This window comes from Paenibacillus sp. FSL R7-0313 (genome assembly GCF_037969885.1).
GTDB lineage: Bacteria > Bacillota > Bacilli > Paenibacillales > Paenibacillaceae > Paenibacillus.
In genome coordinates this window covers 1,036,252-1,061,731 of record NZ_CP150219.1, presented here as the reverse complement: position 1 = coordinate 1,061,731, position 25,480 = coordinate 1,036,252, and the positions used below count along the sequence as shown (strand labels likewise).

The following is a 25,480-nucleotide window of genomic DNA, read 5'->3' as shown; positions in this document are numbered from 1 at the left end:
TAACGAACTTTGGGAGCAATAATATTGCTCGTTCGATACAGCGCATATAGCACACATCTCATACATCAACCACGTAGGTTAGGGAACAAGAAAATCGCAGTATAAGCTGCACTGAAGCAGTTCACAATGCTTTGGATCGAAGGGAGTATTCATCAATTGAAAGCCAAACACATGAATAAAAAGAAACGCCAAATGCTCAAAAAGAGCGTAGCCTCGGTAATGCTAATTAACATGCTTTGTATGTCTGCAGTAATGCCGGTCATGGCTGCTGCGGATAACTCTGGTCAGGTTCTGACTGCTGCGGCAACAACAACGAAGACGGAGAAAGCCGTACAGGTGCCTGGGGTAGACTCACTTGGGCTTGAAGTTAGATCTGCAGTGCTTATGGAAGCCTCAACGGGACAGATTCTACTAAATGTTGATGCGGATAAAGCGATGCCACCTGCAAGTATGACCAAAATGATGACAGAGTACATTGTCGCCGAACAAGTCAAACAAGGTAAATTCGGTTGGGACGATATTGTAACTGTTAAAAAGAATGCTGCACAAAGTATCGGGTCGCGAATTTTCCTCGCGGAAGGTGACCAGCACACAGTTAAGGATCTCTATATTGCTATGGCTGTTGGCTCTGCCAATGATGCTACGGTTGCTTTGGCTGAACATGTTGCCGGTTCGGAAGAAGCTTTCGTGAAAATGATGAATGATGAAGCGAAGCGTATGGGCATGAAGGATACGTTCTTCATCAACTCTTCCGGTCTCGATCGAGCAGATATGCCTGCCGACTTCCGCCCGACGGAAGATAAAGAAACAGTAATGTCCGCAATGGATGCTGCGATTCTTTGCAGATATATCATCATGGATCACCCAGACTACAAAGATTTTACAACCATTCAATCCTATAAGTTCCGTCCAAATGATAAAGCTCCAATTATCAACTACAACTGGATGCTGGAAGCGAATAAAAATATAACCAACTTCAAAAGCTATGCCTATGAAGGTCTGGACGGAATGAAAACAGGCCATACCACGAACGCAGGTAATAACTTTACAGGTACAGCTGAACGTAACGGTATGCGTCTCATCAGTGTTGTTATGGGCACAGATTCGGAATCTGCACGTTTCAGAGAAACCAAAAAGGTACTGGACTTTGGATTTAACAACTTTGAAGTAAAACAGGCTGTCGCAGGCAAGACCAAAGTGACGGGCTGGGAAGCGGTACCTTTGAAAAAAGGTAAAGAAACAACTGTTCCTGTCGTAACAGATAATGCCGTAAGTTTTGTTGTTCCTAAAGGTACTCAGAACCTGGATGTGACGTTCAAAGCAAACGTAACTGAGGCTGACAAGCTGGTAGCACCAATCAAGGCAGGTACAAAGGTTGGTACAGTAACGTACACGTATAAAGCAGATGGAATTGAGCCACAGGAAAAAACAGTGAACTTGATCACTGCGGAAGAGGCGGAAAAAGGCGGATGGTTCCGTTTGTTCTTCCGTGCCGTGAAGGATTTCTTCGTGGATCTCTTTGACGGGATCAAAAACCTGTTCTAACCCTTAGCAAACTTCATGAAAAGAGTATGATCATGATTTTGATGTATATGTGATCATATCATTGACAAAATACAAGTTATTCCGACCGGATGGATTGTATATTTACAATTTTTCCGGTAAAATATCAAGTTAGAATTCACGTATGATGAAGTAAAAAAGTACAATGTTCGTTTACCAATATGCAAGATCGTGGCTGGTAAGAGAAGGGGAATGAGCGTATGAAGATCGGCGTTTTAGCACTTCAAGGAGCTGTCACAGAGCATATTCGAAGTATTGAACGTGCTGGAGCAGAAGGTGTGGCTATCAAACAGGTTCAGCAATTGGAGGACTTGGATGGTCTTATCCTTCCTGGCGGGGAAAGCACAACGATCGGTAAACTGATGCGCAAGTATGGGTTTATGGATGCCATTCGCGCGTTTGCTGCTGAAGGCAAACCTGTGTTTGGTACCTGTGCTGGCTTGATCGTTATGGCTAAACACATTGCAGGGCAAGAGGAAGCTCATTTGGAGCTAATGGATATGACTGTATCCCGAAATGCATTTGGACGGCAGAGAGAAAGTTTTGAGACGGATTTGCCAGTCAAAGGCATTGAGGAAACGGTAAGGGCTGTGTTTATACGGGCGCCCTTGATCGAGAGTGTCGGAGACCAGGTCGAAGTTCTCTCCACATACAAGGATGAGATTGTTACCGCTCGTCAGGGGCATTTGCTGGCTTGCTCCTACCATCCGGAGTTGACGGATGACTATCGTCTGCATACTTATTTTGTAGACATGGCCAGATCCTACAAACACACGGTAGACTCTAAATAATGCATGATGTACAACCTATGATCTCCCGGTCATCGGATCACTTCCCCAGAAGCCGTGTAAGGCCGCTGGATGGCAGTTGCATCTGAACGGATGCCTGATGTTGCCTGTATCTGCTTCATAGCGGGAATCGCAGCGGAGGGTAACACCGGGGATATAGGTTTTTTTTTGGGTTACAGGTTCCGATAAGTATATAGTAAGGTATATACAGTAGAGTTTTGAGAATGGATTTTAACATAAGGCTTCACGTTGTGAGGTTATTTAGGAGGGGTATATCGTGCTTGATGTGAAAATATTGCGGAATGAGTATGCGCGTGTAGAAGAAGCATTGAATAAACGTGGCAAATCGCTGGATCTTATCGCTGGATTTACCGAGATGGATGCCAAGCGTCGGGAATTGCTTCAAGAGAGTGAAACACTGAAGAGCCGTCGGAATACGGTCTCTGCGGAAGTTGCTAGACTGAAGAAGAATCGTGAGAATGCTGATGATCTGATTGTGGAGATGCGCGAAGTCTCTGATCGAATCAAAGCCATGGACGAAGAAGTTCGGGAACTGGAAGTGAAGATCAATGATCTCACAATGGCGATTCCGAACATTCCTAACGAAAGTGTACCGATTGGAGCTTCTGAAGACGACAATGTTGAGATTCGTCGTTGGGAAGAGCCGAAGTCATTTACTTTTGCACCAAAAGCACACTGGGAAATTGCGCAGGATCTCGATATTCTTGATTTTGAAGCGGCTGCCAAAGTAACAGGTTCCCGTTTTACCTTTTATAAAGGTCTGGGTGCGCGTCTGGAACGTGCATTGATCAACTTCATGATGGATCTGCACAGCGATCAACATGGATATGAAGAGATTCTGCCTCCATACATCGTGAATCGGGACAGCTTGTTTGGAACAGGTCAACTGCCTAAGTTCGAAGAAGATCTGTTTAAGTTGAAAGATACTGAATATTATCTAATCCCTACTGCTGAAGTCCCGGTAACGAACTACCATCGCGAAGAGATTCTGAATGTAGATCAATTGCCTAAGCACTTTGTGGCATACAGCTCTTGTTTCCGCTCTGAAGCCGGTTCGGCTGGACGGGATACACGCGGCTTGATTCGTCAGCATCAATTCAACAAAGTAGAGCTGCTCAAGCTCTCTACTCCAGAGACTTCGTATGAAGAGTTGGAGCAAATGACTCAAAATGCGGAGCGTGTGCTTCAATTGTTGGGCTTACCGTATCGCGTTCTGACATTGTGCACGGCAGATATGGGCTTCACTTCAGCTAAAACGTATGATATTGAAGTATGGTTGCCTGAGAGTAATACCTATCGTGAAATTTCTTCTTGCTCCAACTGTGAGGACTTCCAGGCACGTCGTGCCAATATCCGTTTCCGCAGAGAGCCAAAAGCTAAACCGGAATTTGTGCACACATTGAACGGGTCAGGATTGGCCGTTGGACGGACGGTAGCCGCTATCCTGGAGAACTATCAACAGGAAGATGGTACGGTTGTTATTCCTGAAGCATTGCGTCCTTATATGGGCGGCGCCAGTGTGATTGCACATCGCTCTTAAGAGTTAGTTAACCATCCTCATCAAGAGGAATACAAATTCAATCCGTCATTTTGGAATGGCGGATTGGAGTGTTTTGTAAAGCCGAGGCAGTTGTCTGACACGGGATTATCAATTTTGATATAAAAAAGGTTGCATTATAATGTCGAGATGTGGTATGATACTTTTCGTGGCAAGTTTATAAAACTTAATTCCCTGGAGAGGTACCGAAGCGGTCATAACGGGGCGGTCTTGAAAACCGTTAGGGGGCAACTCCACGTGGGTTCGAATCCCACCCTCTCCGCCATACTACACTTATAACAAGGACTCGAGCGATCTCGCTCGGGTCCTTTTTTGCATTGTGAGTTTGTTAAACGTAATGAGCATACAGGTTGGTGACCGATGTATACGTTGCACAGTACAACGTTATATTTTGATTAAGGTTAATATGTATAAAAACATCTTCATCGCCGCACTTTATATAGGAGTGGAGGTGGTAAGATGAACCGCGAGTTAAACATCGATCAGACAGAGCTTGTAGGGGCTTGGCAAGAACGTTTGCCTCAAGTCCTGAATGTTGGAGACCAGGCTCAGGTAATGGCCGATGAAGCCGATCAGCAGGCGATTCGGATACACATTGCTACAGCAGGGCACGAGATGTACTCTTTTGATTTCAAATGTGCATATGTCGATTCGCGTGAAGTCAGCGTACAGCTGATTGATGTGGAACGGGATGGACGAACGACAGATGAGCGTACAGAACCGATTCAGGAACTGGCTCACGATTATACACGGCACATTCATGAATGCGCCCAGTCGTTACAATCCCAAACGAGACAATAGCCTGATTCTGAAGGAGTGAACTCAATTGACTAAAGCCAAAGCGGGAGTAGACAAAAACCTGCAAAATGTAGTCGATGATCTGGAGCAGCCTGGCGTAAACAGTCATCATGCCCAGCAAATTCAGCAAGATATTAATGATCGCCGTCATCAGGATGCACTGAATCATGACAAAACGGAAGACAGGGACCCATCCCATTCCTAACAATGATGAGGGGGCAATAATATGAGCAAACCAAAAACAATTCCCGTACCGGAAGCGCAAGCATCCGAACAGCATCGTCATTCATCCAAACGCTCTTCCATGCAGGAGCCATTATCCGGTTCCAAAAAAGTAAAAAATCAAAATCATGTGGATCATTTGAACCCCCAAGGTTAATAGAAGAAACAGATTCACGCAAAAGTCCCTTGTTACCTAACAGGGGGCTTTTGCGTATTCATACATATATAAAGACAGGCACACGCATATTCCCAAAGCTGACATAGGTCTTTGTAGCCATTTTAAAGAGGAAAGATCACATTTTTCCCAAATTAGGTTTCGGTATCTGGTGATATGGTATATCATTGATATTGAATTACTTTTTTTGGGGTTATCACGAGAGGAGAGAAACAAATGACTAAACGTATGGGGGCGCTTCTTCTTACGTTGCTGTTGACCGTATCTATGGCATTGACAGCATGTAGCAGCAAGCAGGAGCCAAAAGAGGCATTGAAGACGGCTGCGGCCAATGCTTCCAAATTGACTTCGTATGAAATGAGTTCCAACTTTACAATTAATGAATTGAGCTATAAACCTGGGGATGCTTCACAAACTGATCCTACTATGACTCAGTTTATGAGCATGCTGAAGGATGCTCAGTTGAATGTAACAGGTGTATACCAAAGTGAGCCAATGCAGACAGAGATGACTCTTGGCATCGAGCTTAAAGGCGATATGGGTATGACCTTTACCATTCCAATGGTGATGACAGCTGAGAAACTCTATGTGAAAGTGCCGAATATTCCGTTCTTCCCAATTCCGGAGAACGTTGTTGGCAAATTCCTGGAACTTGATCTGAAAGAACTGGCTGAGCAAGAGGGTACAGAATGGAACCCGGATGCTATGGACGCAGCCAAAACGCAAAAGCTGAGCAACGAAGTCATGGACGCAGTGCTGAGCGAGTACGATCAAGCTAAATTCTTCAAAAATCTAGACACCAAAGATGCACAACTTCCTGAAGGTGTAGATGCGAAGCAGGTTGTACAATTCTCGGTGAATAATGACAATGTTAAAGAAGCAGTTACTGTACTGGTAACAAAAGCTATGCCTAAAGTATTGGATATTCTGTCCAAAGAGGAATATCGTGAAATGCTGCAAATGGATCAGGCTGATATCGACAAAGCTAAAGAAGATCTGAAGATCACTGAAGCAGATCAGGCTGAAATGGCTAAAGACTTGGATAAATTGAAAGATGTTCTGACAATCAACCAATTCAACATTGATTTCGCATTGGACAAAAACGACTTCCCTGTATATCAAAAGATGGTCGCTGATGTGCTAATCAAGCCGGAAGATACAAAAGACGAAGTGAAATTGGCATTTACTGGTTCCAATACGTACACCAAGATTAATGAAAAAGCAGCATTCAAAATCAACATCCCTACTGGCGATGACGTAATTACTATGCAAGAGTTCGAAGAATTGATGAACGCTTCATACGGATACTAATCTCGCTGAGTTCAAACCGTCTGTGATTCAAGTGAAGGATAATCTCCTTCCGCTTGGATACAGGCGGTTTTTTTGTTACACAGCGTATGAGGGGATATCCGCAAAATGATTGATCTTTGATTTTAAATCGTGGCTGGTGATCTATACACTTTCCTACATAACTAGGATAGTGCGGTTTTATCTGTATATTGTTAAATTGGAAATACAGACAGTTTTGTGTGGGAACTTCTAAATTAATTAATTCGCAAGTTCGCCCAAGTCTTCAGCAAGTACAGCATAGATCTGATGATCCTGATATTTGCCGTTGATCTTGAGGTATCTGCGAGCAGTACCTTCAAACTGGAATCCGTTCTTCTCCAGTACGCGCTGTGAACCTTTGTTGGAGGGCAATACTGCAGCCTGAACCCGATTTAACTTCAGCGCACGGAAGCCATAAGCTACGGCCAGTTTAACCGCTGCTGTCATTCGTCCGCCGCCCTGATAATCTGGATGGATAAAGTAACCCATATCTGCATAATTGGCAACGCCTAATACGACATTGTTGATACTTACTTGTCCAATCAACAGGCTGTCTTTAATGGTATAGATTCCAAATTGATATCCTGTACCTTCTTCTGCTGCCTTGACCCGATCCTCAATCCGCCGAGTCTGAGCATCCAGTGTATAGAATTCATCGTCTCGCACGGGTTCTACAGACTGGTAGGGGACGCGTGTGACCTGAATCAGGTCCAGATAGGACTGTGTATCCTGGGGTGTGAGCAACCGAAGGCTTATGCCATTGGCTGTATCATAGAGTGTTAGTGCCATTACAGCACACTTCCTTTCTAATTGGGATGTTTGTAGTGCTATATGAATTGAACTAAAGAATATTACACTTGCCACTCCGATGACAGAACAACCTTCCGATCGCTGTTATCCCCCGATTTTTCGATTCTATATTATAGAGGTGGAAATCTGGGGATAAAGGCGAACGCGTTGCTTCTTCAGGTCATTTCTGTCCTCTACGTTCTCGTGTAAATGTTTAGTTTCAATTTATATAGTTTATTTTTTACGCAGACTTCTGAAAAATTGAGTTAGCATCGTAGAGCATTCGGGCTGAAGGATATCCGGAATCACCTCGGTGCGATGGTTAAAACGAGGCTCCTGTAGCAGGTTCATCAGTGTACCTGCACAGCCTGCCTTGGGATCAGCCGTACCATAGATTACGCGGGGGACCCTGGATTGTACAATTGCACCTGCACACATCGGACAAGGTTCCAGTGTGACGTACAGAGAACAATCCAACAAACGCCAAGCTCCAATGGTCTCGCTGGCCTGACGAATAGCTACCATCTCTGCATGGGCGGTAGAATCCAGCGTAGTTTCACGCAGATTGTATCCTCGACCAATGATTTGGTTATTTTGTACGATTACAGCTCCAATCGGAACTTCCCCAAGAGCTTCGGCTTTGTAAGCCTCAGCAATGGCCTCTCGCATCCAGTGCTCATGCTGAGCTTCCTCAGATAAATGCGCAAGATCGGTCTGGAGAAAATGTTCAGTCATTACTATATAACTCCTTCCAAAATCGTTTATTCAGCGAACAAGTATTCGGGTTGTTAACATGTTGTGTATAGAATTGTGGATAACCGTGTAGTTGCTCACATAGTTATAAACAAACTATCCACAAGCCTGTGGGTATGTGGATAAATATAGTGATTAATTTCATTGTAGAGTTCGAAAATGCAAAAAACAACGAATTTCGAGCTTTTCATTCATTCGGTAACTTTTGGACACAGGTCAATTATCCTTTTCAAAAAGTCATACAAGCGTTATGATGGAGATAGGTTTTGCCATATATCGCCAGAGGGTACAAGCCGAGAGGTGAACAAAAAAACTTGTCTATTAAAACGAAATTATCCATGATTATGTCGTGCTCAGTGCTCGTTATTTTAGTGTTGAATATCGCACTGAGTTATTATACTACAGAAGAGAATCTGAGGCAGGACAGTGAAACCAAGATGGTGCTCACTGCAAAGCAGATTGCAATTGCTGTCGAACAGAATCAATACAGTTCGGATTATGTAAAACGGCAGATTGGAAACAATCTGTGGCTTGCTGCTGTTATGGCGGCTGAAGAATTGGACCCGGATATTAATAATATCACAAATGAAGAACTTGTACGCTTGAGCCAAAAGGTCGGCGTTTCGCATATCTCGTTAATGGAGCAGACGGATGATGATATTGTGGTTAGCCGCTCCTCGGATCCGAGAGAACTCGGGCTGTCCACCAAATCCATGACCTACTGGTATCAGGCCTTTAAGCAGTTGTTTGAAAAACAACAGGTAACGATTCCCCAAGGGCAGAAGTTGGAGCATTTCTGGTCAGATGGATTTGAATATTCGACATCCAGTCCTTCGGATATTGATATCTGGGGTTACTACCACGATGGAAAGAGAAACTACATAATCAATCCCTTCTATAATAATACGGAAGTTGATGACTATGTGAAAATCTCTAGTCCGGATGAGATTTTGAATAAAATCCGTGAGGTCAATCCCTCCATTCTGGAGATTACAGGCATCAATCCGTTGACTTTCGGCAGCCCCAACATGGGTGATGACGGAAGAGATTCGAACTTTAGCAAGTTGAATAACAGACCGATTCGTTTTGGTACATACCAGTATGGTTCTACGGATGAGGATCATCGTGCTGTGGTGCGCGCCATTCGAACAGGGCAAAATGTATCTTTTGTCAGTGAAACGCATGAACAGAAGGTACTGAAGAGCTTTATTCCCATTTTCACACCCAATCAGTCTTCCTATGTGATCAGTATTGTCATGGACTATAAGCAAATCTCCTCCATGGTATCTGAGCAGTTGGTTAGCCATGCCTCCATATCATTGGTTTTGCTGGAGATTGTGATCTTTGGCAGCTATCTGCTCGCAGGCTATATAACACGTCCGATCCAATCCATATTGGGCAAAGTGAATGATGTAGCGGATGGACACTTTGATTTCCGGCTGAAAGTACGGAGGAAGGATGAACTTGGCCAACTGGCCAATCGTATTAATGCCATGATTCGTAATCTGGGCCATTATACGAGCCGTCTGAAACAGATGTATGAAGAGAATCGGGCGGTGAAAGAGCATCTGGAATCCATCATCAATCAGACAGCGGATGCTATTCACATTACGGATCTTGAAGGAAAAGTACTGCGGGTTAACCGCGCATTTGAACAATTATATGGCTTTCGAAGTCGTGAGGTGGAAGGTCGTCATCTGAAGATTATCCCGCCAGAGGCAGAAGAAGAAATGAAACGTCAGCATGCCCAACTCGTTGAGGGCATGTCCATTACGTCCAACGAAACCACATGGATGAAGAAAGACGGGACCCGAGTAGAGGTCAGTGTCAGTACGGCTCCGGTACGAGACGAGGCTGGAGAGATTACCGCACTTATTAGTGTCTCCAGGGACATTACAAGTCGTAATCGGATGGAAGAGCTGCTCAGACGTTCTGAGAAGCTAACAACCGTGGGCCAGCTTGCAGCAGGTGTAGCACATGAGATTCGTAATCCATTGACCACACTGCGCGGATTCCTGCAGTTACAGCAAGAGAGCAACAAGCTGAATCATCGTCATCTGGATCTGATGTTATCGGAGCTGGATCGCATCAACCTTATTGTTGGTGAATTTCTGATTTTAGCGAAACCGCAGGCGGTTCATTTTCAGAATCGGGACATTCGTTTTATTCTTGGCGATGTCATCTCGTTACTGGATAGTCAGGCGCATCTGCATGGTGTAGAATTTGTACTGCGTGCCTCATCCGATTCGGCTATGGTACACTGTGAAGAGAACCAGTTGAAGCAGGTATTCATCAATTTGCTGAAAAACGGTATGGAGGCCATGCCAAATGGAGGAAGTATCCATATCAAGCTCAAGCATGACGAGCAGTCGAAACGCGTCAGAATTGAGATCAGGGATGAAGGCATCGGTATCCCGGAAGAGATGATGCCCAAGCTTGGGGAGCCTTTCTTTACGAATAAAGAGTCTGGGACAGGGCTTGGTCTGATGGTCAGTCAGCGCATTATTCAATCACATAAGGGCATGATGGATATTAAAAGCGTCATGAACAAGGGAACAACGGTTATCATTGAACTGCCTGCATCCGAGCAACAACCGGAGGTTATTGAGGCAGATCAGGTAACGGATGAACCACTTACAGATGAAGAGAAATAGATGAGGTGAGATTACCTTTTGCGTATTAATAAATTTATTAGTGAAACAGGTTATTGCTCCCGGCGTGAAGCCGACAAGTTGGTGGATAGTGGTCAGGTAACCATTAATGGAGTTAAGGCTGAACTGGGCAGTCAGGCAGAAGAAGGCGACGATGTACGAATCAATGGCAAGCCGATCAAGGAAAAGAGAAAACACGTATATATTGCCCTGAATAAACCGATTGGAATCACAAGTACAACTGAGCAGCATATTCAGGGCAATATCGTTGATTTTGTCGGACACGATGAACGTATCTTTCCTATTGGACGCTTGGATAAGGACTCGGAAGGTTTGATCCTGATGACCAATGATGGAGATATCGTTAACCGGATACTTAGAGCAGAAGGACGCCATGAGAAAGAGTATATCGTTACTGTTGATCGATCTGTAACCCCGAGTTTCCTTAGAGGTATGAGCACTGGGGTGAAGATATTGGGTGAAATGACCCTGCCTTGTACCGTGACCCGGATGACGGATCGAGTATTCCGTATCATCCTGACTGAAGGAAAGAACCGTCAGATTCGGCGGATGTGTAGTGCCTTTGGCTACGAGGTTCGTAAGTTGAAGCGTATTCGGATCATGAACATTCATCTTGGAGAAATGGCGACAGGTTCATGGAGAGAGCTTACCCCTGCTGAAAAAGCGGAGCTGGGCGGTCTGTTGGACTATTCACTGGAATAGTTGATTCGACTTTGACTAATTAACTGATTGAAGCCCTGCTTTCCGAAAAGGAGCGCAGGGCTTTTTGGTATAAGGTCAATGACGACAGGTGAATCTTCGCAAATAGTGTGAAAAAATGTAGAGATAAACCAAGCATAAGCTTTATATAAACCCAAAAGACCGTTCTCCTTGTACCTGGAGAACGGTCTTTGGTTAATGAATCGCTGCAGGCCTCTAGTTTCCTCCGCCAACGGCTTTTACATTTGTATTGTTACTTTGATACTTCCGAATGATAGATACCTCTACACGGCGATTCTGTGCCCGTCCGGTATTGGTGTCATTACTGGCAATCGGATGATACTCTCCATAACCACTTGGTGTGAATTTGGAAGGGTCCAATTGTGTGTTCAGCAACAGGATTTTCAGGAAGTTGAGCGCACGATCTGCACTCAGATCCCAGTTATCCTTATATTGGTTGTTCGAAATGGGAATATTATCGGTATGACCGGATACCACCACTTCATATTCAGGGAACTCCTGCAGCATGCTTGAGATTGCTTTGGCCAGGGATCGTGATTCAGGCTTCACATCTGCTCGGCCTGAGGAGAACAGGGCGTTATCACTGATGGTGATCTTCAATTCAGACTGATTCAGCTTGGTATTCAGCTGGTCCGAAAGTCCGTTCTTCGAGATATACTGGTCAAGCCTTTTCTTAAGCTTCTCCAGATCTTCCTGTTCTTTTTGAGCCATCTGTGCATCCGTTATCTGAGCTGGTGTTTTCTTGGTGATTTCTGTAGGTTCCTGTTTGTTCTTACCCAGATCGGCACCTGGCGTATCCGGATTCATGGACGTATGATCCAGAACACCGGAGCCTCCATTCAATGCACTGCTTAGTGCGGATGCCATCTGCTCGAACTTGGCTGCATCGAGTGAACTCATGGAGAACAACGTGATAAACAGGGCAAGCAACAAGGTCATCAAGTCAGAATAGGGAAGCAACCAGCTCTCGTCTATATGTTCTTCATGTGGTTCGTGCTTTTTAGCCTTTTTCACCTGATGATCCCTCCTTCTCTTCCAGTTGTTTACGTTCGGAAGGTGTCAGGAATACGGATAACTTTTGGTTGATGGCAATGGTGGATACACCAGACTGTATGGATAACAATCCTTCAACCATCATCAGCTTGATCTCCATTTCTTGCTTGGACATCCGCTTCAGCTTGTTAGACATCGGGTGCCATAACACGTAACCACTAAATATACCAAGGAGTGTTGCGATAAATGCTGCCGCAATCGCATGGGAGAGTTTCTCCATGTCACTGAGATCGGCAAGTGCTGCGATGAGACCTACAACGGCCCCGAGAACCCCGAGCGTTGGCGCGTACATCCCCGCCTGAGCGAAGATCAAGGCACCGCCACGGTGGCGCTCCTCTGTAGCATGAATATCTTCCATCAGTACATCACTTACAAATTCCTGATCGTTGCCGTCGATAATCATACGCATACCGCCACGAAGGAACTGATCGTCAATCTCTTCTACTTTTGATTCCAGTGCAAGCAAACCTTCACGACGGGTAGTGGAAGCCCAATCCATAAACGTGCCGATCAGAGACACTCGATCAATAAGTACTTGATTTTTGAAAATAATCCCGAAAAGCTTAGGGATTTTCTTAACTTCAGACATTGGAAATGCGATAAAGATAGTTCCTGCCGTACCAACAAAGATAATAACGTAGGCTGCCGGATTGTTAACCAGGTTGATTAAGGGCGCACCCTTCAGGAACATACCGAGTACAAGGGAGACCAGTCCAAAAACTAGTCCAATAATCGTTGAAATGTTCATCATACACCTCATCCATGAGATAAAATTGAATCCTTTCAAGCGGCTGTATTCGGGCTTCCGGACGAATTTTTGGCCGCAATCCGTTCAATGTTAGGCATTCCTTACGGTTGCTAAAACAGTTAAAACGGTCATATATGTATTTATCGACCAGAAGGCCTTTTTTTTTAAGGGCTATTTTCAGGTATAATAAGATCAAATCCGCTCCTTAGGGGCCGAATAGGAGTGAAAAGCCAATGGGCGTAAAGCATGGACGGGATTATGAAGGAATTTTGACAGATCTGACAACGGCAATCGGACGCATACCGGATCGGTATGTTTTCTTTGAAATGGACGCGGAAGAGTGGGAGAGACTGGCTGCATCTGACCAACTTGAAGTGGATGAGGCGTTGGCGGAGGATTTGTTCTATGCGCTGGGCGAGGAGTCTGTTATTCCAGTTGGAAGTGGTGTGGTCATCCATGATAAGGAACAGCACCGTATTCATATTTTGATCGGGGAAGAAGAGTTGACATTTGTACCTTTAATTTAGTGTGTTTACATGCATTTTCAGGGGTATAAATGGAATTGGAATTGCCCTCAAAGCCTTATGGTTAGTGGTTCTATGCCATGTAGTTGATTGGATTTTGAAGCTTGTCCGTGGTAAGATGTTAGTCGTGAAATGGGCCAACCGCATGGCGGTGAGCCTGGCCTTTGAGGTTGCTGTTGATAGCGCCGAAGGTGTCGGTGGTTATACGGACTCACGTCTGTAATGTACCATCCTATGGGGAGGAAGATAACGCATGGTTTTTTCGCAAGAGGAAGTCGAAGCTCATCTGGGAAGGCTGGAAGGCTGGGAACTGGAAGAGGGACGGTGGATTGTACGTAAATTCGTGTTCTCCAACTACATGAAAGGGATTGCATTTGTGGATGAGGTCGCTGCGATCTCGGAAGCATTCAATCATCATCCTTTTATTACGATTGATTATACAACGGTTACGCTGCGTCTCACGTCATGGGATGCGGGTGGTATCACATCTGTAGATATCAAGGAAGCAGGGCAATATAACGAAGCTTATGACAAAATGAGGTCGGAATAACAAGGTCGGTTATTATCGCGCGGCCGGAAGTGAGTGAACCATACATGTCAGACTATAATCAGAAACAACCTCTTATTGCTGTCGTAGGCAGTCTCAATATGGATCTCGTGGTGAAGACAGACACGATTCCGGAAGAGGGAGAGACGGTGAGCGGTGAGGAGCTGCATTATCTCGCTGGTGGCAAAGGGGCGAACCAGGCTGTTGCCGCTGCGCGTCTGGGTGGACAGACGACGATGATTGGTGCGGTGGGATCGGACGGTTTTGGCGAACGTCTGCTGCACAGTCTGACGGAAAGTGGTGCAGATGCCTCGCAGGTTCGCATATTGGAAGAAACGGTTACAGGGACGGCTTCCATTTGGCTCTCTCGGGGAGACAACCGGATTATCGTTATTCCTGGTGCGAATGGACAAGTGGTGCCTGAGATGCTGGAAGAGGCGGATACGGTAAAAAGCCTGACTGCAGCCGCAGCGGTGCTGCTGCAGCTGGAGATCCCGCTGCCAGCGGTTACCCGCGCCGCCCAACTGGCGGCTGAAGGCAGCGCACTGGTGGTGCTCAACCCGGCTCCCGCAGTGCCGGGTCTGCCCCAGGAGCTCCTGCGGTGCGTCGACGTTGTCACGCCGAACCGCAGTGAGCTTGCCGTGCTTACCGGCCGGGCTCATCTCCGGCCGGAAGACCTGGATGCGGCGGTCGCAGAGCTCGCCGCATCCCTCGGGGCCGCTGTCGTCACGACGCTCGGCCCCGAGGGGGCTGTGTACGCGGCGGCGCCTGGCGGCCGCGTACAAGCAGGGCGTGCCGGCGCGTGCCGTGCGCCCGGCTACGCCGTAAGCGCCGTCGATACGACCGGCGCTGGCGATTGCTTCAACGGCGCGTTGGCGGTAGCCCTCGCGCGCGGTGAGACTTTGGACGCGGCCGTAGGCTACGCCATGGGTGCGGCCGCGTTATCCGTGACGAAGCTCGGCGCCCAGTCCGGGATGCCGTCCGCACGTGAAGTTGAGGCCTTTCTGGCTGAGCATGCCACAGAGGCCTAATAATTGGTATAACGAAGAGGCTCTTATTCTCCCAAAAGGGGATTAAGCGCCTCTTCGTTATGTGCGTGCACAGATTATTTTTTCTCTGACAGCCACATGGCGATATTTGCAATTTCTTCATCCTGCAGCTTGCCCTTGAAGGAAGGCATACCACCTTTACCTTTGACAATCGTAGAATAGATCTTCTCCAGATCATCCTGGCTACCGATGTTAGCCAGAGCAGGTCCTACGCCACCCTGAAGCTGATCCCCGTGACAGGAGATACAATTGGCTTTGACCAGTGCTTCAGCCTGTCCGGCATCCAATGTTACTTCCGGCATGGTTGGTTTGGCTTCTTCAGCCACTTCTTCTTTCCCTGGAAGCGTAAACATTAAAACAATAGCTAAAGCGCATGCTGCAAAAAATACTCCGCTCATGATCCATTTGTGCATCCCTTATGTCCCCTCCAGAATGAAAGATCATCTAACCTGAAACTATCCATATCATTATAACGGAACCTGTACTGACATCATAGCATTTTGTGGGAATTTTTTGAACTAATCACATAACAAGGGGCAAATTTGGTTGTTTTGCAATGGATTCTAACCGCGAGGCCCTTCATAAACCATACAGTGAAAGGGCTTCAAGCCGGTTGGGGTCTGTCGTTCGTATGTATCCTGGGTGACAAATCCACTCTTCAGATAGACTTGAATGGCACGAGCATTCCAAGTGAGTACTTCCAGATCAATCTCATTCGTGGGATTTCGTCGAATGGCTTCCTGTACAATGGCAGTGACAAAAGCTGTCCCTTGACCCTGACCACACAGCTCTGGATGCATGCCAAGGCCAATCCGGGTTACCCCTTGAAGTGGGAAGTATTGAGCAAACCCACATATACGATCGTTCTGATCCAGGACGATTGCATATTGCTCCTGCCGCAGCTGTGCATCTCCGAATTCCACTTCCAGAGCTTTCATCTGCTCCCAGGGGAGCCAGCTGTAGATATTGTAAGGCGGATCATACTGCCAACTGCAGATAAGCTCCGCATGTTCTTCTCGCATGGGTACAACGTGAAACGTCACAGGGGTTTCCTTCATACACCTGCATGCTCCTTTCCTTGAAACAGAACTCTTTGTCCACTCTACAAAAGTGATGTTCATTTAGCAAGTCTTCCTTCCCAAGAAAAAAAATGAAACAAAAGTTCCGGTAATTTCGTTTATATTATAACGGGATGGGTAAAAACATCATAAGGGCACGGACGAACGAACGCAAAATGAACCTGTTGATGTCGCAGGATATGCCCCGAGTATAACTTGCAACATGAATAAGGATTGAAGCACAAAAAAACCGCCGGATACATTCCTGCGGAGAATGTACCGGGCGGTTCTGTTATGCTTCTTGCTTCGTTCCAGTATGGTTAATGGTTACAGCATCATGTTGCTCAGCTTGTCCCTAGTCAAGGGCCAGTGATTCATATGCGTCCGTGCTCATAATCCGTTTCGCGCCAACATAACGGTTGGCCCAATAGCTTTCACTCAATGCACTGATCGTAACGCCTTTGGAAGAAGAGGAGTGTGCGAACTTTCCATCCCCTACAAAGATTCCTACATGAGATACGCCTTTACCTGTTGTATTGAAGAATACCAGATCGCCAGCTCTCATTTCCATGCGGGATACGGAATCGCCCATGTCGAATTGGGAACTGGATTGGCGTGCCAAATCAATACCCAATTTGTCGAATACATACCGTGTAAATCCGGAGCAGTCAAAGCCGTTAAGCGTTGTTCCCCCACTTTTGTATGTAGTTCCCATTGCTGAATCAATTACTGTGTCCATCTTTGAATCTGCGAATGCGCTACCTGCACCAAGCGATAATGCAAATGTGATGCTAAGTACAGCTGCGGTTAATTTCTTCTTGAACAAGAGATATTCCCCTTCCAACGCCTGCGAGGTTAGCTTAAGGATTCGGTTGAAGGTCCCCTATGATCCCTCTGTAGCAAGATCAATTCACCCATAACTGGTTCCCCCGCTTCCCAGGTGCCAGGAATTTGGCTATGCTAGTTATGCACCTGCGAAATCAAGAAATGACGATTTAATTTTAAGTAGTTACAAATATGAATGTAAAGATTACAAAGTTGTTACTAAAAACTCACTGCGATTATTGTAACAGAGGAGTACGGCTTTGGCAACGTTTAGCAACAAATTTAGCAAAAAAAACCTCGACCTTTGACGGGGAAAGGTTGAGGTTTGCCTATTTATAAGTACATATTAGGCCATAAGTTTAACATGTGATGGTAACAATTTTTAAACTATCTGCTCTCACCTTTGGACATTTTGGACTGCCATAATCGGAAATGGCTGCATATTTTCCACAGATTCAATAGACATCTCGCAAGTGGATACGTCTGTTGTAGTATAAGTCCGGTAAGTCCCGTTAATAACCATGAGGCTGAAGTGAATGCCCCGAAGATAAGCAGGTGAACTCCGCCCAGCAGGAGTGCAATACCGATTACGGCGATGAGATGACGCAGTGCAATCCAGAGTGCTTTGAGGGTACCGTGAGCCCCGCCTTCTCCTTCTGGTGCCGAAACACCGAACTGCATGTAGAGCACGGCATGGTGGATGATCCAACCATATACAATCCAGGCAGCAACATAAGGTATACCAGGCAAAAGTAATTGAAGGGAATGAAATCCGTCCATGAGAATCGAGTAGAGCTTCGGTATGAGCCAGTAGGCGGGCAGAAGTATCAATAATGTACGTATGGTGTGGAGCAGCAGCATCGGTTTCCACAGATTTTTGATTCCGCGGACGAAGGGGATGCGCTCTTCTGTAGAGTTAAAGTGCTGAAGTGAGTAGAGTAGTCCTGCCTGAATGAGGGGGCTGATCAACATGCGAACCAGCAGCATGCCCCCTAGAATCCATAGATAACGATGAACCTCCGGATGGGTAGACAGGTTAAGTTGGCTTTCCATTTTGAACAAAAGTGTACTCAGCTCCCCTGCATCAGCATCTGGATAGCGCAGGAGCAGTGGGATGACGGCCGATTGTACCATTCGATAGAAGAAATATCCCCAAATGAGTTGATAGAGAAATAAGAGTGCGGCAATGAACATATGCTGACGGACGAGAAACCAGCCTTCACGTATTTTTGCTTTCACCGTTTCCACCTCACCATGACAGACCTCCGAATATGGCTTCTATTAGTTTGGTTACACTCATGCTCCAGCGGGATTTTGCTTGCTCATCCAGTCCGGATTTCAGGAAATTGTTCATATGGCGGTTCTCCAGCACGATCGTGTACAGGGGATCGGTCATGGCCCAGGATACGGGGGATGTGTGAGTTAATTTATAGGTGATGCGATCTTCTTTGCCATTCCATTGTTTGGTGAGGATATGCCCGTCTTCAAAAGCAAAGTGAACAGGAACGGCGTTGTAATCACTTCCTTTTTTTGCGATCGTCACGGATGACTCGTACCATGTTTGACCGTCTTTCTGTACCGGCGTAACACGAATCTGCTCTACAGCAAAGTCAGCCATCCCGTTACCATAGACGTATTGGTCAAAATAATCAGACCAGGAAGTGCGGGTCACTTGTTCCACTACGTTCTGAAAATCAGCCGAAGTGGGATGTTTGAAGCGGTACTTCTTCACATAGGTAGAGAGAATGCGTTCCATCTTTTTGGTACCGACTTGATGTTCAATACCAAGCAATACAAGCTTGCCACGTGTGTAGACATTGGCTGCATACTCATTCTGTGAATCGAACTTCCAGGATTCTTGTGTTAAAGATGAAGGAGACGTAATCAGGCCCGATTGTACCGGCAGATTCGGAATCAATCCATATTCCTGCTCCATCAGTTTGTCTTCTGCATAAGAGGTGAACCCCTCATCCAGCCAGGCTTCCTCGAATTCGTTGCTGGCAACCATGCCGTAAAAGTACTGGTGTCCGATCTCGTGGACTACGGTACGTTCCAGGTCATAACCTGGAGTCGTATCATCGGCTCCAAAGGCCGTAACTAGCGTAGGGTATTCCATACCTCCAGCACCGTTCCCCGCTTTGGGTGGAACAACGATGGATAAGGTAGCGTAAGGATATGGACCAAACCATTTGCTATAATTGGCTAGTGCGGCCTTCGCGGCGTAGAAATAACGTTCTTTCAGATCCTGATGAGCAGGGTCCAGATATAACTTGATTCGTACACCAGGCACATTGGGTGCAGAGAAGGGTTCCTCGGCGTAGACAAAATCCGGTGAAGCTGCCCAGGCAAAATCATGTACATCATCGGCATAGAATTGATAGACCTTTTCTCCATTCTTCACCACGGCTTGTTGCGTCGGAAATCCGGTAGCAGCAACTTTGTATGTTTCAGGCACCCGAATACGCACACTATATATACCGAAGTCGGCGTAAAACTCTGAATTGCCATGGTATTGGTGCAGATTCCAGCCTTCCGTTGTTCGTCCACGCCTGCCCACAGGTTCATAGGCACTTAATTTGGGAAACCATTGACCTGCCATGACAAAATTATCAGCAGTTCCCATTCGGGCAAAAATCTTCGGCAGATTCACTTCGAATCGGGTGTGGAGTGTGATGCTTTCCCCGCCTTTAACGGGTTTGGGCAAGCGTACTTTAATGAGGGTGGTGTCCTTGATATTTCCGTCATCTGGTTGCACATATTGCATTCGGTGCAGCAGAGAGAGCCCGTCCTCCGTTTTCATTTCGGTAATGTTCATGGAGCCATAACCATTGGTAGGCATGACATCACCACGAAGCTTTCCACCGGATTCCTTCATAAAGGTGGTGTCAGCAGAAGAGAAGGCATTGGGGTACATATGAAAATAAAGCTCGCTGACGGTTTTTTTACCTGGATGTGTCCAGGTAATCGTCTGAGTCCCTTCCAGTACATTCCCTTCGACCAGTTTTACATCCATGTGATATTCCACAACACGGTTGCTGTACACTTCGGCAGTAGGGGTTTGTACACTTTCTGGAGGTGCTGGCGTTGGGGCTATTGCCTTGGGCTTGCCCAATTCCGGGGCAAGTGTTGGCAATTCGGAATGAGTTGAGTGAGTATAACCCAGAGTGATCCATATCCCTCCGGCCAGCACACACAGGGCCAGGGATGCGGTGAGCCAGCTCTTGGCGCGTCGTGGAATCATCGTTAAATACCTCCCGTTGACAAGCATCTACAGCATGTATATGTTTGCAATGGGCCAATTATTAGTTAAAATATTTGTATCAACCCTTGGAGGCTATAAACATGGACCAAAACGAGCAAAACGGCAAAAAACAGATTGCCTTGAATATCGTTAGTGCAAAAAGCAAGCATAAAGGCTTCGGTGCAGGCTCCATTGATCTGAATAACCTTTCCCCGGTCATTATTGATAATGGCGAAGCCAAAATCGATATCGGTGCGATGCATGCGAAGAGCAAAGTGGAACGCAATATCAAGTTCTCTACCAATCGTGAAGATGTGCCCAACGGACGCCAAGTATGGCTGGTGTGGGTAGCTGTCGATCGCACGGAGGAAGGTCAACTGTATGGTGGAGCAACGGCATGTGAGATGTGGATTGATACGGAAGCAAGACGTGGGTGGAAACTGCTGGCGGAACATGTGAATCGCATGGATTATGCCTTGAAGCGTCGCTTCATGCTGGATGAGCTTGGACCTGAAGCTCGAGCTGCACTTAAGACACTGCTGATCTCACACAACGAAGAATGGTGGAATGCTTCTCCAGATGTATTGAAGGAAGCACTCGCCTAAGGCAGATCATTTTCAACAAAGTATAAAAGCAAAAAAAAGCAAAAGGCCCCTTGACCGGAAAGTTCGGCTGGGGGTCTTTTGCTTGTGCATTAATCGTATTCATTGATCTGAATAATTATGAGTTTTCATCCGAAGTGAATTTCCAATTGTTCAATATAACCAGAGGTTATAGGTGACGCAATTAAGTCATCGCGCATTTGCGTCATTCTACCCACCAACGTTTGAAATCTCCCCACCAGGAATGTTTCTCTTCCTGTATGCCTTGTTGATTCTGTACCTGACGGGTCTTCTCATCTTCTCCAGAATCCGAATCATCCGTCGTGCCATGACATACCTCTGTCGGTTCAGTACCATCAATAAAAACTTCCAGCCGTTTCTCTTCACAACCGTTGCCTGCCAGCTTGCCGGATTCCGGGTCAATATAGACACTTACGACATGATCAGGCACGGTGAAGATTTTGGGTGGTACGCTCGCAAGTGCCTGCTCTGTGAACTGGGCAAAGATCGGAGCCGCCCGGCGGCCATCCGAAGTTGAGATGGCTTTGCCTTGGTCGTACCCAACCCATACCGCGGTGGAGAGCTCCGGTGTGAATCCAACGAGCCAGGCATCCGTGTTGGTTGTTCCCGTTTTTCCCGCTACCGGACGTTTGATCGCCTTAGACACCCGGTTGCCCGTTCCTCCATTTTCGAAGACACTTTCCATTAAACGTGTCAGTACATAAGCTGCCGCAGGTTCCACAACGGTCTCAGCCTTCGTCTGAGGCGATTCATAGAGTACACGTCCTGCGGCATCCGTCACTTGCAGAATGGCTACAGGTGGCGTCCGTTGTCCACCAGCAGCAATGACGGAAAAGGCCGACGCCATCTCCAGCGGGCTGACAGGTGACGTTCCCAGTGCAAGAGAAGGTACGGCGCTCAGGTTGCTTGTAATGCCAAGGTTTTTTGCCATACTCACAACCTGCTCAGGACCGATCTGCATAATGGTGTTCACCGCATAGATATTGTCTGAAGCGGCGATCGCCTGTCTTAGATCAATCTCACCCAGATACTTGTCTCCAAAGTTGCCGGGTTTATAGGTTTTGCGGTCATTGTCATAGTGAAAAAGGGTAGGTTCACTGTTAAATATGGATGCACTGGTGAGCTGCTTGGATTCCAGGGCTGCCAGATACATAATGGGTTTAAACGCCGAACCTGGCTGGCGCGTTGTCGCCAGTACATGGTTAATCTGATTGGTGCGATAATTCTTGCCGCCTACCATGGCTTTGATGTAGCCCGTACGAGGGTCGATGGACACGAGGGCCGTCTCCAGCTCACTTTTGGCATCCATACCCTTCGCTATGGCGTCTTCAGCTGCTTTTTGTACACGCAGATCCAGGGTGGTGTAGATATTCAATCCTCCGTGATCCAGCATCGCTTCACTGATTCCCAGCTCTTTGATGGCCAGATTCCGGATATAGTCACGAAAATACGGGGCACTTTCCACCGTTTTACGCTCACTTTCCGGTTTGAACGAAAGCATTTTCTCATAGGCCTTATCCGCTTCGGCTTGGGTGATCTTACCAATATCAGCCATGGCATTCAGCACAATCTTCTGTCGGTCTTTGGCATTCTTCATATGGTTATAGGGTGAATAGTAGGTAGGTCCTTTCGGGATTCCTGCCAGCATGGCACTCTCTGCAAGATCCAGCTGTTTGACTGATTTGCCAAAATACATTCGCGAAGCCGCTTCGATTCCGTACGCACCATGCCCATAATAGATTTCGTTCAGATACATCTGCAAAATTTCATCCTTGCTGTATTTCATCTCCAATTGCGCCGTGTACATGGCTTCCTTGGCTTTGCGAGTCCATGTTTTCTCATGAGATAGATATAGGTTACGCGCCAGCTGTTGAGTCAATGTACTCGCACCCTGCGACATCTGCATATGTTCGAGGTTAACGAGCACAGCCCGTCCCATCCCTTGCACGTCGAACCCGTAGTGATTATAGAATTTGCGGTCCTCTACAGCGAGAGTGGCATTGACCAGATCTGGAGCGATATCCTCCAGTTGAACGGGTACAGAGTCTTTGCCACCTGCGGAGAAGGTAGCGATGACTTCACCCTGACTGTCCAGTAATCTGGAATTCCGGTCAGAGTCTGCGAGAGGCAGGCTGGTTGCGTATAGGTACACCAATCCTGCAGCGGTAGCAAGTATAGCGAGCACGGCGAGCAGAGACAGGTTTTTAATGAATTTTCGTAAACGGAACCCGCGTTTGCGGGTCTTTTGATTTGGCTTGGTCATGGAACGGGCTCCTCTCTTTTCTTCCAGTATGGGACTTGATTGGCAGGGATATTCAATCGGGTGCATAAGCAAACAAAATGTAGCATTTCCGCCTTGAAAACCGTTTTGCAGTATAAACGTCAATCGCGTATAATGCAAAAGGGTAATGAAAAGGTAAGATTCGGCACAAGATACTAAAGCGCGTAAGGACGAACAGACGAATGGTCATTGATTCATTGATTAGTCAGACGCTCTGCACGCTCTGGTCAATTTAATCTATATAATGAAGTGAACCGCGGACCTTTCCCGCAGGCCAGCAATGATAACGCGATATGGCGCCGAACGCTGGACGTGCTTGGGCGAACCGATTATAGTGCACAGCACTTGTTCGGGTATGGCTGATCATTAACTTTACGGAAAGAAGGTAGAGATTATGGAATTGTGGTTTACGGAGAAACAGACCCCGGTATTCGGGATCACCGCGAAGATTAAGCAGACCTATGTTACAGAGAAAACGGATTTTCAAGATTTGGCCATGGTAGAGACCGAAGAATTCGGTAACATGTTGCTTCTTGATGGCATGGTGATGACGACTGTAAAAGACGAATTCGTATATCACGAAATGGCGGCACACCCTGCGCTGAACACTCACCCGAATCCGAAAAAAGTTCTGGTTGTCGGTGGCGGCGATGGCGGAGTCATTCGTGAAGTCATTAAGCATGCTGCTGTAGAAAAAGCAGTTCTCGTCGAAATCGACGGTAAAGTTATTGAATACTCTAAAAAATATTTGCCTGAAATCGCCGGCAAGTTGGACGAGCCTAATGTTGAAGTGCTCGTAAACGACGGCTACATGCATATTATTGAACATAAAAATGAATACGATGTGATCATCGTAGACTCCACCGAGCCTGTAGGCCCTGCTGCTCCATTGTTTGAGCGTGGGTTCTACCAAGGCATCTACGAAGCATTGAAAGAAGACGGAATCTTCGTTGCCCAAACGGATAACCCTTGGTTCAAGGCGGATCTGATCCAGAAGGTGAACAAAGACGTCAAAGAAATCTTCCCGATCGTACATGTGTACGGCTGTAATATTCCAACCTATCCAAGTGGTTTGTGGACATTCACCATGGGTAGCAAGAAACATGACCCGCTCGAAGTGGATGAGACTCAAATCCCGGAGATGGATACCAAGTATTACTCTCCGCGTCTGCACAAAGCAGCATTTGTACTTCCTAAATTCGTGGAAGATTTAACGAAATAAAAGGGGAAATCATTAATGAAACTGGATCAAGCTTATTCAGGAAACGTATTTATTTGCAGCTCTGAGGATTATGAGAACTCCAAAGCGGTTATCTATGGCATGCCGATGGATTACACCGTCAGCTTCCGTCCGGGTTCCCGTTTCGGCCCATCTCATATCCGTCAGGCATCGGTTGGACTTGAAGAGTACAGCCCATATCTCGACAAAAGCATTGTAGACATGACATACTTTGACGCTGGAGACTTGCTCTTGCCTTTCGGTAACGCGGGACGCAGCCTTGAGGTAATTCATGAATACATCGGCAGTCTGCTCGCTGACGACAAATTCCCAGTTGGTCTCGGTGGCGAGCATCTGGTTACTTGGCCAGTCATCCAACAGATGTACAAGAAATACCCGGATCTTATCCTGATTCATATTGATGCACACGCTGACCTTCGTGAAAACTATGAAGGCGAGCCATTGTCCCACTCCACACCAGTACGTAAAGCGGCTGAGTTGATGGGTGGCCAAAACATCTATCAGTTCGGTATCCGTTCCGGCTCCCGTGAGGAGTTCCAGTACGGTCGCGAGAACATCAACTTCTATCCATTTGAAGTGGCAGCTCCGATGAAAGAAGCTCTTCCCAAGATGGGCAACCGTCCGGTGTATGTGACCATCGACATCGATGTGCTTGATCCGTCAGCAGCACCAGGAACAGGTACAGCAGAAGCGGGTGGCATTACGTCCAAGGAACTGCTGGAAGCCATCCATATGATCGCAGGATCTGATGTAAATGTAGTTGGTTGTGACTTGGTTGAAGTTGCACCAATCTATGATCCAACACAACAGACACAGATTGTAGCTGCGAAGCTGATCCGTGAAATGCTGCTTGGATTCGTGAAATAATCACAGAATAATCGATAAGTATAACGCTCTCTGTCT

General features: G+C 46.6%; 26 protein-coding genes, 1 tRNA gene and 1 riboswitch. Of the genes, 17 read left to right on the top strand and 10 right to left on the bottom strand.

From position 1 onward, the window contains the following. Nucleotides 1–156: 156 nt before the first annotated feature. From NSQ38_RS04725 to NSQ38_RS04690, 8 genes are all read left to right on the top strand, one after another. Complete coding sequence (locus NSQ38_RS04725) at nt 157–1,545, top strand: D-alanyl-D-alanine carboxypeptidase family protein (RefSeq protein WP_339787437.1); 1,389 nt, start codon at nt 157–159, stop codon at nt 1,543–1,545. A gap of 218 nt (nt 1,546–1,763) precedes the next feature. Next, a complete protein-coding gene (gene pdxT / locus NSQ38_RS04720) occupies nt 1,764–2,354 on the top strand; it encodes a pyridoxal 5'-phosphate synthase glutaminase subunit PdxT (RefSeq protein WP_091039250.1) in 591 nt (196 codons plus the stop codon). A 274-nt stretch (nt 2,355–2,628) separates the two neighbouring features. Next, nucleotides 2,629–3,912, top strand: a complete 1,284-nt coding sequence (serS, locus tag NSQ38_RS04715) for a serine--tRNA ligase (RefSeq protein ID WP_091039248.1) — start codon at nt 2,629–2,631, stop codon at nt 3,910–3,912. 194 nt (nt 3,913–4,106) lie between these two features. Next, nucleotides 4,107–4,195 (top strand) — tRNA-Ser (locus tag NSQ38_RS04710). A 194-nt stretch (nt 4,196–4,389) separates the two neighbouring features. After that, nucleotides 4,390–4,731, top strand: a complete 342-nt coding sequence (locus tag NSQ38_RS04705; protein WP_124118848.1) for a hypothetical protein — start codon at nt 4,390–4,392, stop codon at nt 4,729–4,731. A 25-nt stretch (nt 4,732–4,756) separates the two neighbouring features. After that, the gene (locus NSQ38_RS04700) at nt 4,757–4,933 is read left to right on the top strand and encodes a hypothetical protein (RefSeq protein WP_339787434.1); all 177 of its coding nucleotides are present in this window, start codon (nt 4,757–4,759) and stop codon (nt 4,931–4,933) included. Between the two features lie 21 nt (nt 4,934–4,954). Beyond that, a complete protein-coding gene (locus tag NSQ38_RS04695; protein WP_036607296.1) occupies nt 4,955–5,107 on the top strand; it encodes a small acid-soluble spore protein P in 153 nt (50 codons plus the stop codon). Nucleotides 5,108–5,341: 234 nt separating this feature from the next. Continuing rightward, nucleotides 5,342–6,436: a hypothetical protein gene (locus NSQ38_RS04690; protein WP_315939820.1), complete on the top strand. Its 1,095-nt coding sequence runs from the start codon at nt 5,342–5,344 to the stop codon at nt 6,434–6,436. 237 nt (nt 6,437–6,673) lie between these two features. On the opposite strand, the gene NSQ38_RS04685 is transcribed toward NSQ38_RS04690, so the two are convergent. Then, complete coding sequence (locus tag NSQ38_RS04685) at nt 6,674–7,243, bottom strand: GNAT family protein (protein ID WP_249913816.1); 570 nt, start codon at nt 7,241–7,243, stop codon at nt 6,674–6,676. Between the two features lie 234 nt (nt 7,244–7,477). Continuing rightward, nucleotides 7,478–7,978, bottom strand: coding sequence for a tRNA adenosine(34) deaminase TadA (gene tadA / locus NSQ38_RS04680; RefSeq protein WP_339787431.1), 501 nt, complete (start codon nt 7,976–7,978; stop codon nt 7,478–7,480). Nucleotides 7,979–8,310: 332 nt separating this feature from the next. On the opposite strand from tadA, the gene NSQ38_RS04675 reads away from it, so the two are divergent. Both NSQ38_RS04675 and rluF read left to right on the top strand, forming a co-directional pair. After that, nucleotides 8,311–10,650, top strand: coding sequence for an ATP-binding protein (locus NSQ38_RS04675; protein WP_339787429.1), 2,340 nt, complete (start codon nt 8,311–8,313; stop codon nt 10,648–10,650). Nucleotides 10,651–10,668: 18 nt separating this feature from the next. After that, nucleotides 10,669–11,370, top strand: coding sequence for a 23S rRNA pseudouridine(2604) synthase RluF (gene rluF, locus NSQ38_RS04670; RefSeq protein WP_338589806.1), 702 nt, complete (start codon nt 10,669–10,671; stop codon nt 11,368–11,370). A gap of 213 nt (nt 11,371–11,583) precedes the next feature. Here rluF and motB read toward each other — a convergent pair whose 3' ends face one another. Together motB and motA are read right to left on the bottom strand one after the other, a co-directional pair. Next, nucleotides 11,584–12,402 carry a flagellar motor protein MotB gene (gene motB / locus NSQ38_RS04665; protein ID WP_338589808.1) on the bottom strand — a complete coding sequence of 273 codons (819 nt, stop codon included), beginning with the start codon at nt 12,400–12,402 and terminating at the stop codon, nt 11,584–11,586. Continuing rightward, nucleotides 12,389–13,189: a flagellar motor stator protein MotA gene (gene motA, locus NSQ38_RS04660; RefSeq protein ID WP_017691317.1), complete on the bottom strand. Its 801-nt coding sequence runs from the start codon at nt 13,187–13,189 to the stop codon at nt 12,389–12,391. The genes motB and motA overlap by 14 nt, the downstream gene beginning before the upstream one ends. 233 nt (nt 13,190–13,422) lie before the next feature. On the opposite strand from motA, the gene NSQ38_RS04655 reads away from it, so the two are divergent. From NSQ38_RS04655 to rbsK, 4 genes are all read left to right on the top strand, one after another. Next, on the top strand, nt 13,423–13,716 hold the full coding sequence (locus tag NSQ38_RS04655; RefSeq protein WP_074092938.1) for a hypothetical protein: 294 nt from the start codon (nt 13,423–13,425) through the stop codon (nt 13,714–13,716). A 64-nt stretch (nt 13,717–13,780) separates the two neighbouring features. Beyond that, nucleotides 13,781–13,936, top strand: a complete 156-nt coding sequence (locus NSQ38_RS04650) for a hypothetical protein (RefSeq protein ID WP_167483873.1) — start codon at nt 13,781–13,783, stop codon at nt 13,934–13,936. A gap of 30 nt (nt 13,937–13,966) precedes the next feature. Further along, entirely contained in the window at nt 13,967–14,263 is a 297-nt protein-coding gene (locus NSQ38_RS04645) for a 4a-hydroxytetrahydrobiopterin dehydratase (protein WP_062838136.1), read from the top strand. A gap of 44 nt (nt 14,264–14,307) precedes the next feature. Continuing rightward, a complete protein-coding gene (gene rbsK / locus NSQ38_RS04640) occupies nt 14,308–15,291 on the top strand; it encodes a ribokinase (protein WP_339787427.1) in 984 nt (327 codons plus the stop codon). 74 nt (nt 15,292–15,365) lie between these two features. Here the strand turns inward: rbsK and NSQ38_RS04635 are convergent, their stop codons facing one another. The 5 genes from NSQ38_RS04635 to NSQ38_RS04615 all read right to left on the bottom strand — a co-directional run bounded on the left by NSQ38_RS04635 (nt 15,366) and on the right by NSQ38_RS04615 (nt 20,433). Further along, a complete protein-coding gene (locus NSQ38_RS04635; protein WP_036607288.1) occupies nt 15,366–15,722 on the bottom strand; it encodes a cytochrome c in 357 nt (118 codons plus the stop codon). Between the two features lie 150 nt (nt 15,723–15,872). Continuing rightward, nucleotides 15,873–16,367 (bottom strand): GNAT family protein, encoded by a 495-nt coding sequence (locus tag NSQ38_RS04630; RefSeq protein ID WP_339787424.1) that lies wholly within the window; start codon nt 16,365–16,367, stop codon nt 15,873–15,875. A gap of 355 nt (nt 16,368–16,722) precedes the next feature. Next, on the bottom strand, nt 16,723–17,157 hold the full coding sequence (locus NSQ38_RS04625) for a C40 family peptidase (protein ID WP_240768339.1): 435 nt from the start codon (nt 17,155–17,157) through the stop codon (nt 16,723–16,725). 39 nt (nt 17,158–17,196) lie between these two features. Next, nucleotides 17,197–17,334: riboswitch (cyclic di-AMP (ydaO/yuaA leader) on the bottom strand. A gap of 245 nt (nt 17,335–17,579) precedes the next feature. Beyond that, nucleotides 17,580–18,431 carry a hypothetical protein gene (locus tag NSQ38_RS04620; protein WP_338589817.1) on the bottom strand — a complete coding sequence of 284 codons (852 nt, stop codon included), beginning with the start codon at nt 18,429–18,431 and terminating at the stop codon, nt 17,580–17,582. 10 nt (nt 18,432–18,441) lie between these two features. Further along, nucleotides 18,442–20,433, bottom strand: a complete 1,992-nt coding sequence (locus NSQ38_RS04615) for a M1 family metallopeptidase (protein ID WP_339787422.1) — start codon at nt 20,431–20,433, stop codon at nt 18,442–18,444. Between the two features lie 101 nt (nt 20,434–20,534). Between NSQ38_RS04615 and NSQ38_RS04610 the strand changes: the two genes are divergently transcribed. Continuing rightward, a complete protein-coding gene (locus NSQ38_RS04610) occupies nt 20,535–21,038 on the top strand; it encodes a YwhD family protein (RefSeq protein WP_076217003.1) in 504 nt (167 codons plus the stop codon). Between the two features lie 202 nt (nt 21,039–21,240). Here NSQ38_RS04610 and NSQ38_RS04605 read toward each other — a convergent pair whose 3' ends face one another. Further along, on the bottom strand, nt 21,241–23,319 hold the full coding sequence (locus tag NSQ38_RS04605) for a PBP1A family penicillin-binding protein (RefSeq protein WP_339787419.1): 2,079 nt from the start codon (nt 23,317–23,319) through the stop codon (nt 21,241–21,243). 412 nt (nt 23,320–23,731) lie between these two features. On the opposite strand from NSQ38_RS04605, the gene speE reads away from it, so the two are divergent. After that, a complete protein-coding gene (gene speE / locus NSQ38_RS04600) occupies nt 23,732–24,559 on the top strand; it encodes a polyamine aminopropyltransferase (protein WP_017691306.1) in 828 nt (275 codons plus the stop codon). 15 nt (nt 24,560–24,574) lie between these two features. Further along, the gene (gene speB / locus NSQ38_RS04595) at nt 24,575–25,444 is read left to right on the top strand and encodes an agmatinase (RefSeq protein ID WP_017691305.1); all 870 of its coding nucleotides are present in this window, start codon (nt 24,575–24,577) and stop codon (nt 25,442–25,444) included. The last annotated feature ends 36 nt before the right edge of the window (nt 25,445–25,480 follow it).

Bases quoted from the DNA above. Each gene is read 5' to 3' on its own strand.
- pdxT (WP_091039250.1), top strand. From the start codon at position 1,764: ATGAAGATCGGCGTTTTAGCACTTCAAGGAGCTGTCACAGAGCATATT.
- NSQ38_RS04705 (WP_124118848.1), top strand. From the start codon at position 4,390: ATGAACCGCGAGTTAAACATCGATCAGACAGAGCTTGTAGGGGCTTGG.
- NSQ38_RS04695 (WP_036607296.1), top strand. From the start codon at position 4,955: ATGAGCAAACCAAAAACAATTCCCGTACCGGAAGCGCAAGCATCCGAA.
- NSQ38_RS04690 (WP_315939820.1), top strand. From the start codon at position 5,342: ATGACTAAACGTATGGGGGCGCTTCTTCTTACGTTGCTGTTGACCGTA.
- NSQ38_RS04685 (WP_249913816.1), bottom strand. From the start codon at position 7,243: ATGGCACTAACACTCTATGATACAGCCAATGGCATAAGCCTTCGGTTG.
- tadA (WP_339787431.1), bottom strand. From the start codon at position 7,978: ATGACTGAACATTTTCTCCAGACCGATCTTGCGCATTTATCTGAGGAA.
- motA (WP_017691317.1), bottom strand. From the start codon at position 13,189: ATGAACATTTCAACGATTATTGGACTAGTTTTTGGACTGGTCTCCCTT.
- NSQ38_RS04655 (WP_074092938.1), top strand. From the start codon at position 13,423: ATGGGCGTAAAGCATGGACGGGATTATGAAGGAATTTTGACAGATCTG.
- NSQ38_RS04645 (WP_062838136.1), top strand. From the start codon at position 13,967: ATGGTTTTTTCGCAAGAGGAAGTCGAAGCTCATCTGGGAAGGCTGGAA.
- rbsK (WP_339787427.1), top strand. From the start codon at position 14,308: ATGTCAGACTATAATCAGAAACAACCTCTTATTGCTGTCGTAGGCAGT.
- NSQ38_RS04635 (WP_036607288.1), bottom strand. From the start codon at position 15,722: ATGCACAAATGGATCATGAGCGGAGTATTTTTTGCAGCATGCGCTTTA.
- NSQ38_RS04630 (WP_339787424.1), bottom strand. From the start codon at position 16,367: ATGAAGGAAACCCCTGTGACGTTTCACGTTGTACCCATGCGAGAAGAA.
- NSQ38_RS04615 (WP_339787422.1), bottom strand. From the start codon at position 20,433: ATGATTCCACGACGCGCCAAGAGCTGGCTCACCGCATCCCTGGCCCTG.
- NSQ38_RS04610 (WP_076217003.1), top strand. From the start codon at position 20,535: ATGGACCAAAACGAGCAAAACGGCAAAAAACAGATTGCCTTGAATATC.
- NSQ38_RS04605 (WP_339787419.1), bottom strand. From the start codon at position 23,319: ATGACCAAGCCAAATCAAAAGACCCGCAAACGCGGGTTCCGTTTACGA.
- speE (WP_017691306.1), top strand. From the start codon at position 23,732: ATGGAATTGTGGTTTACGGAGAAACAGACCCCGGTATTCGGGATCACC.
- speB (WP_017691305.1), top strand. From the start codon at position 24,575: ATGAAACTGGATCAAGCTTATTCAGGAAACGTATTTATTTGCAGCTCT.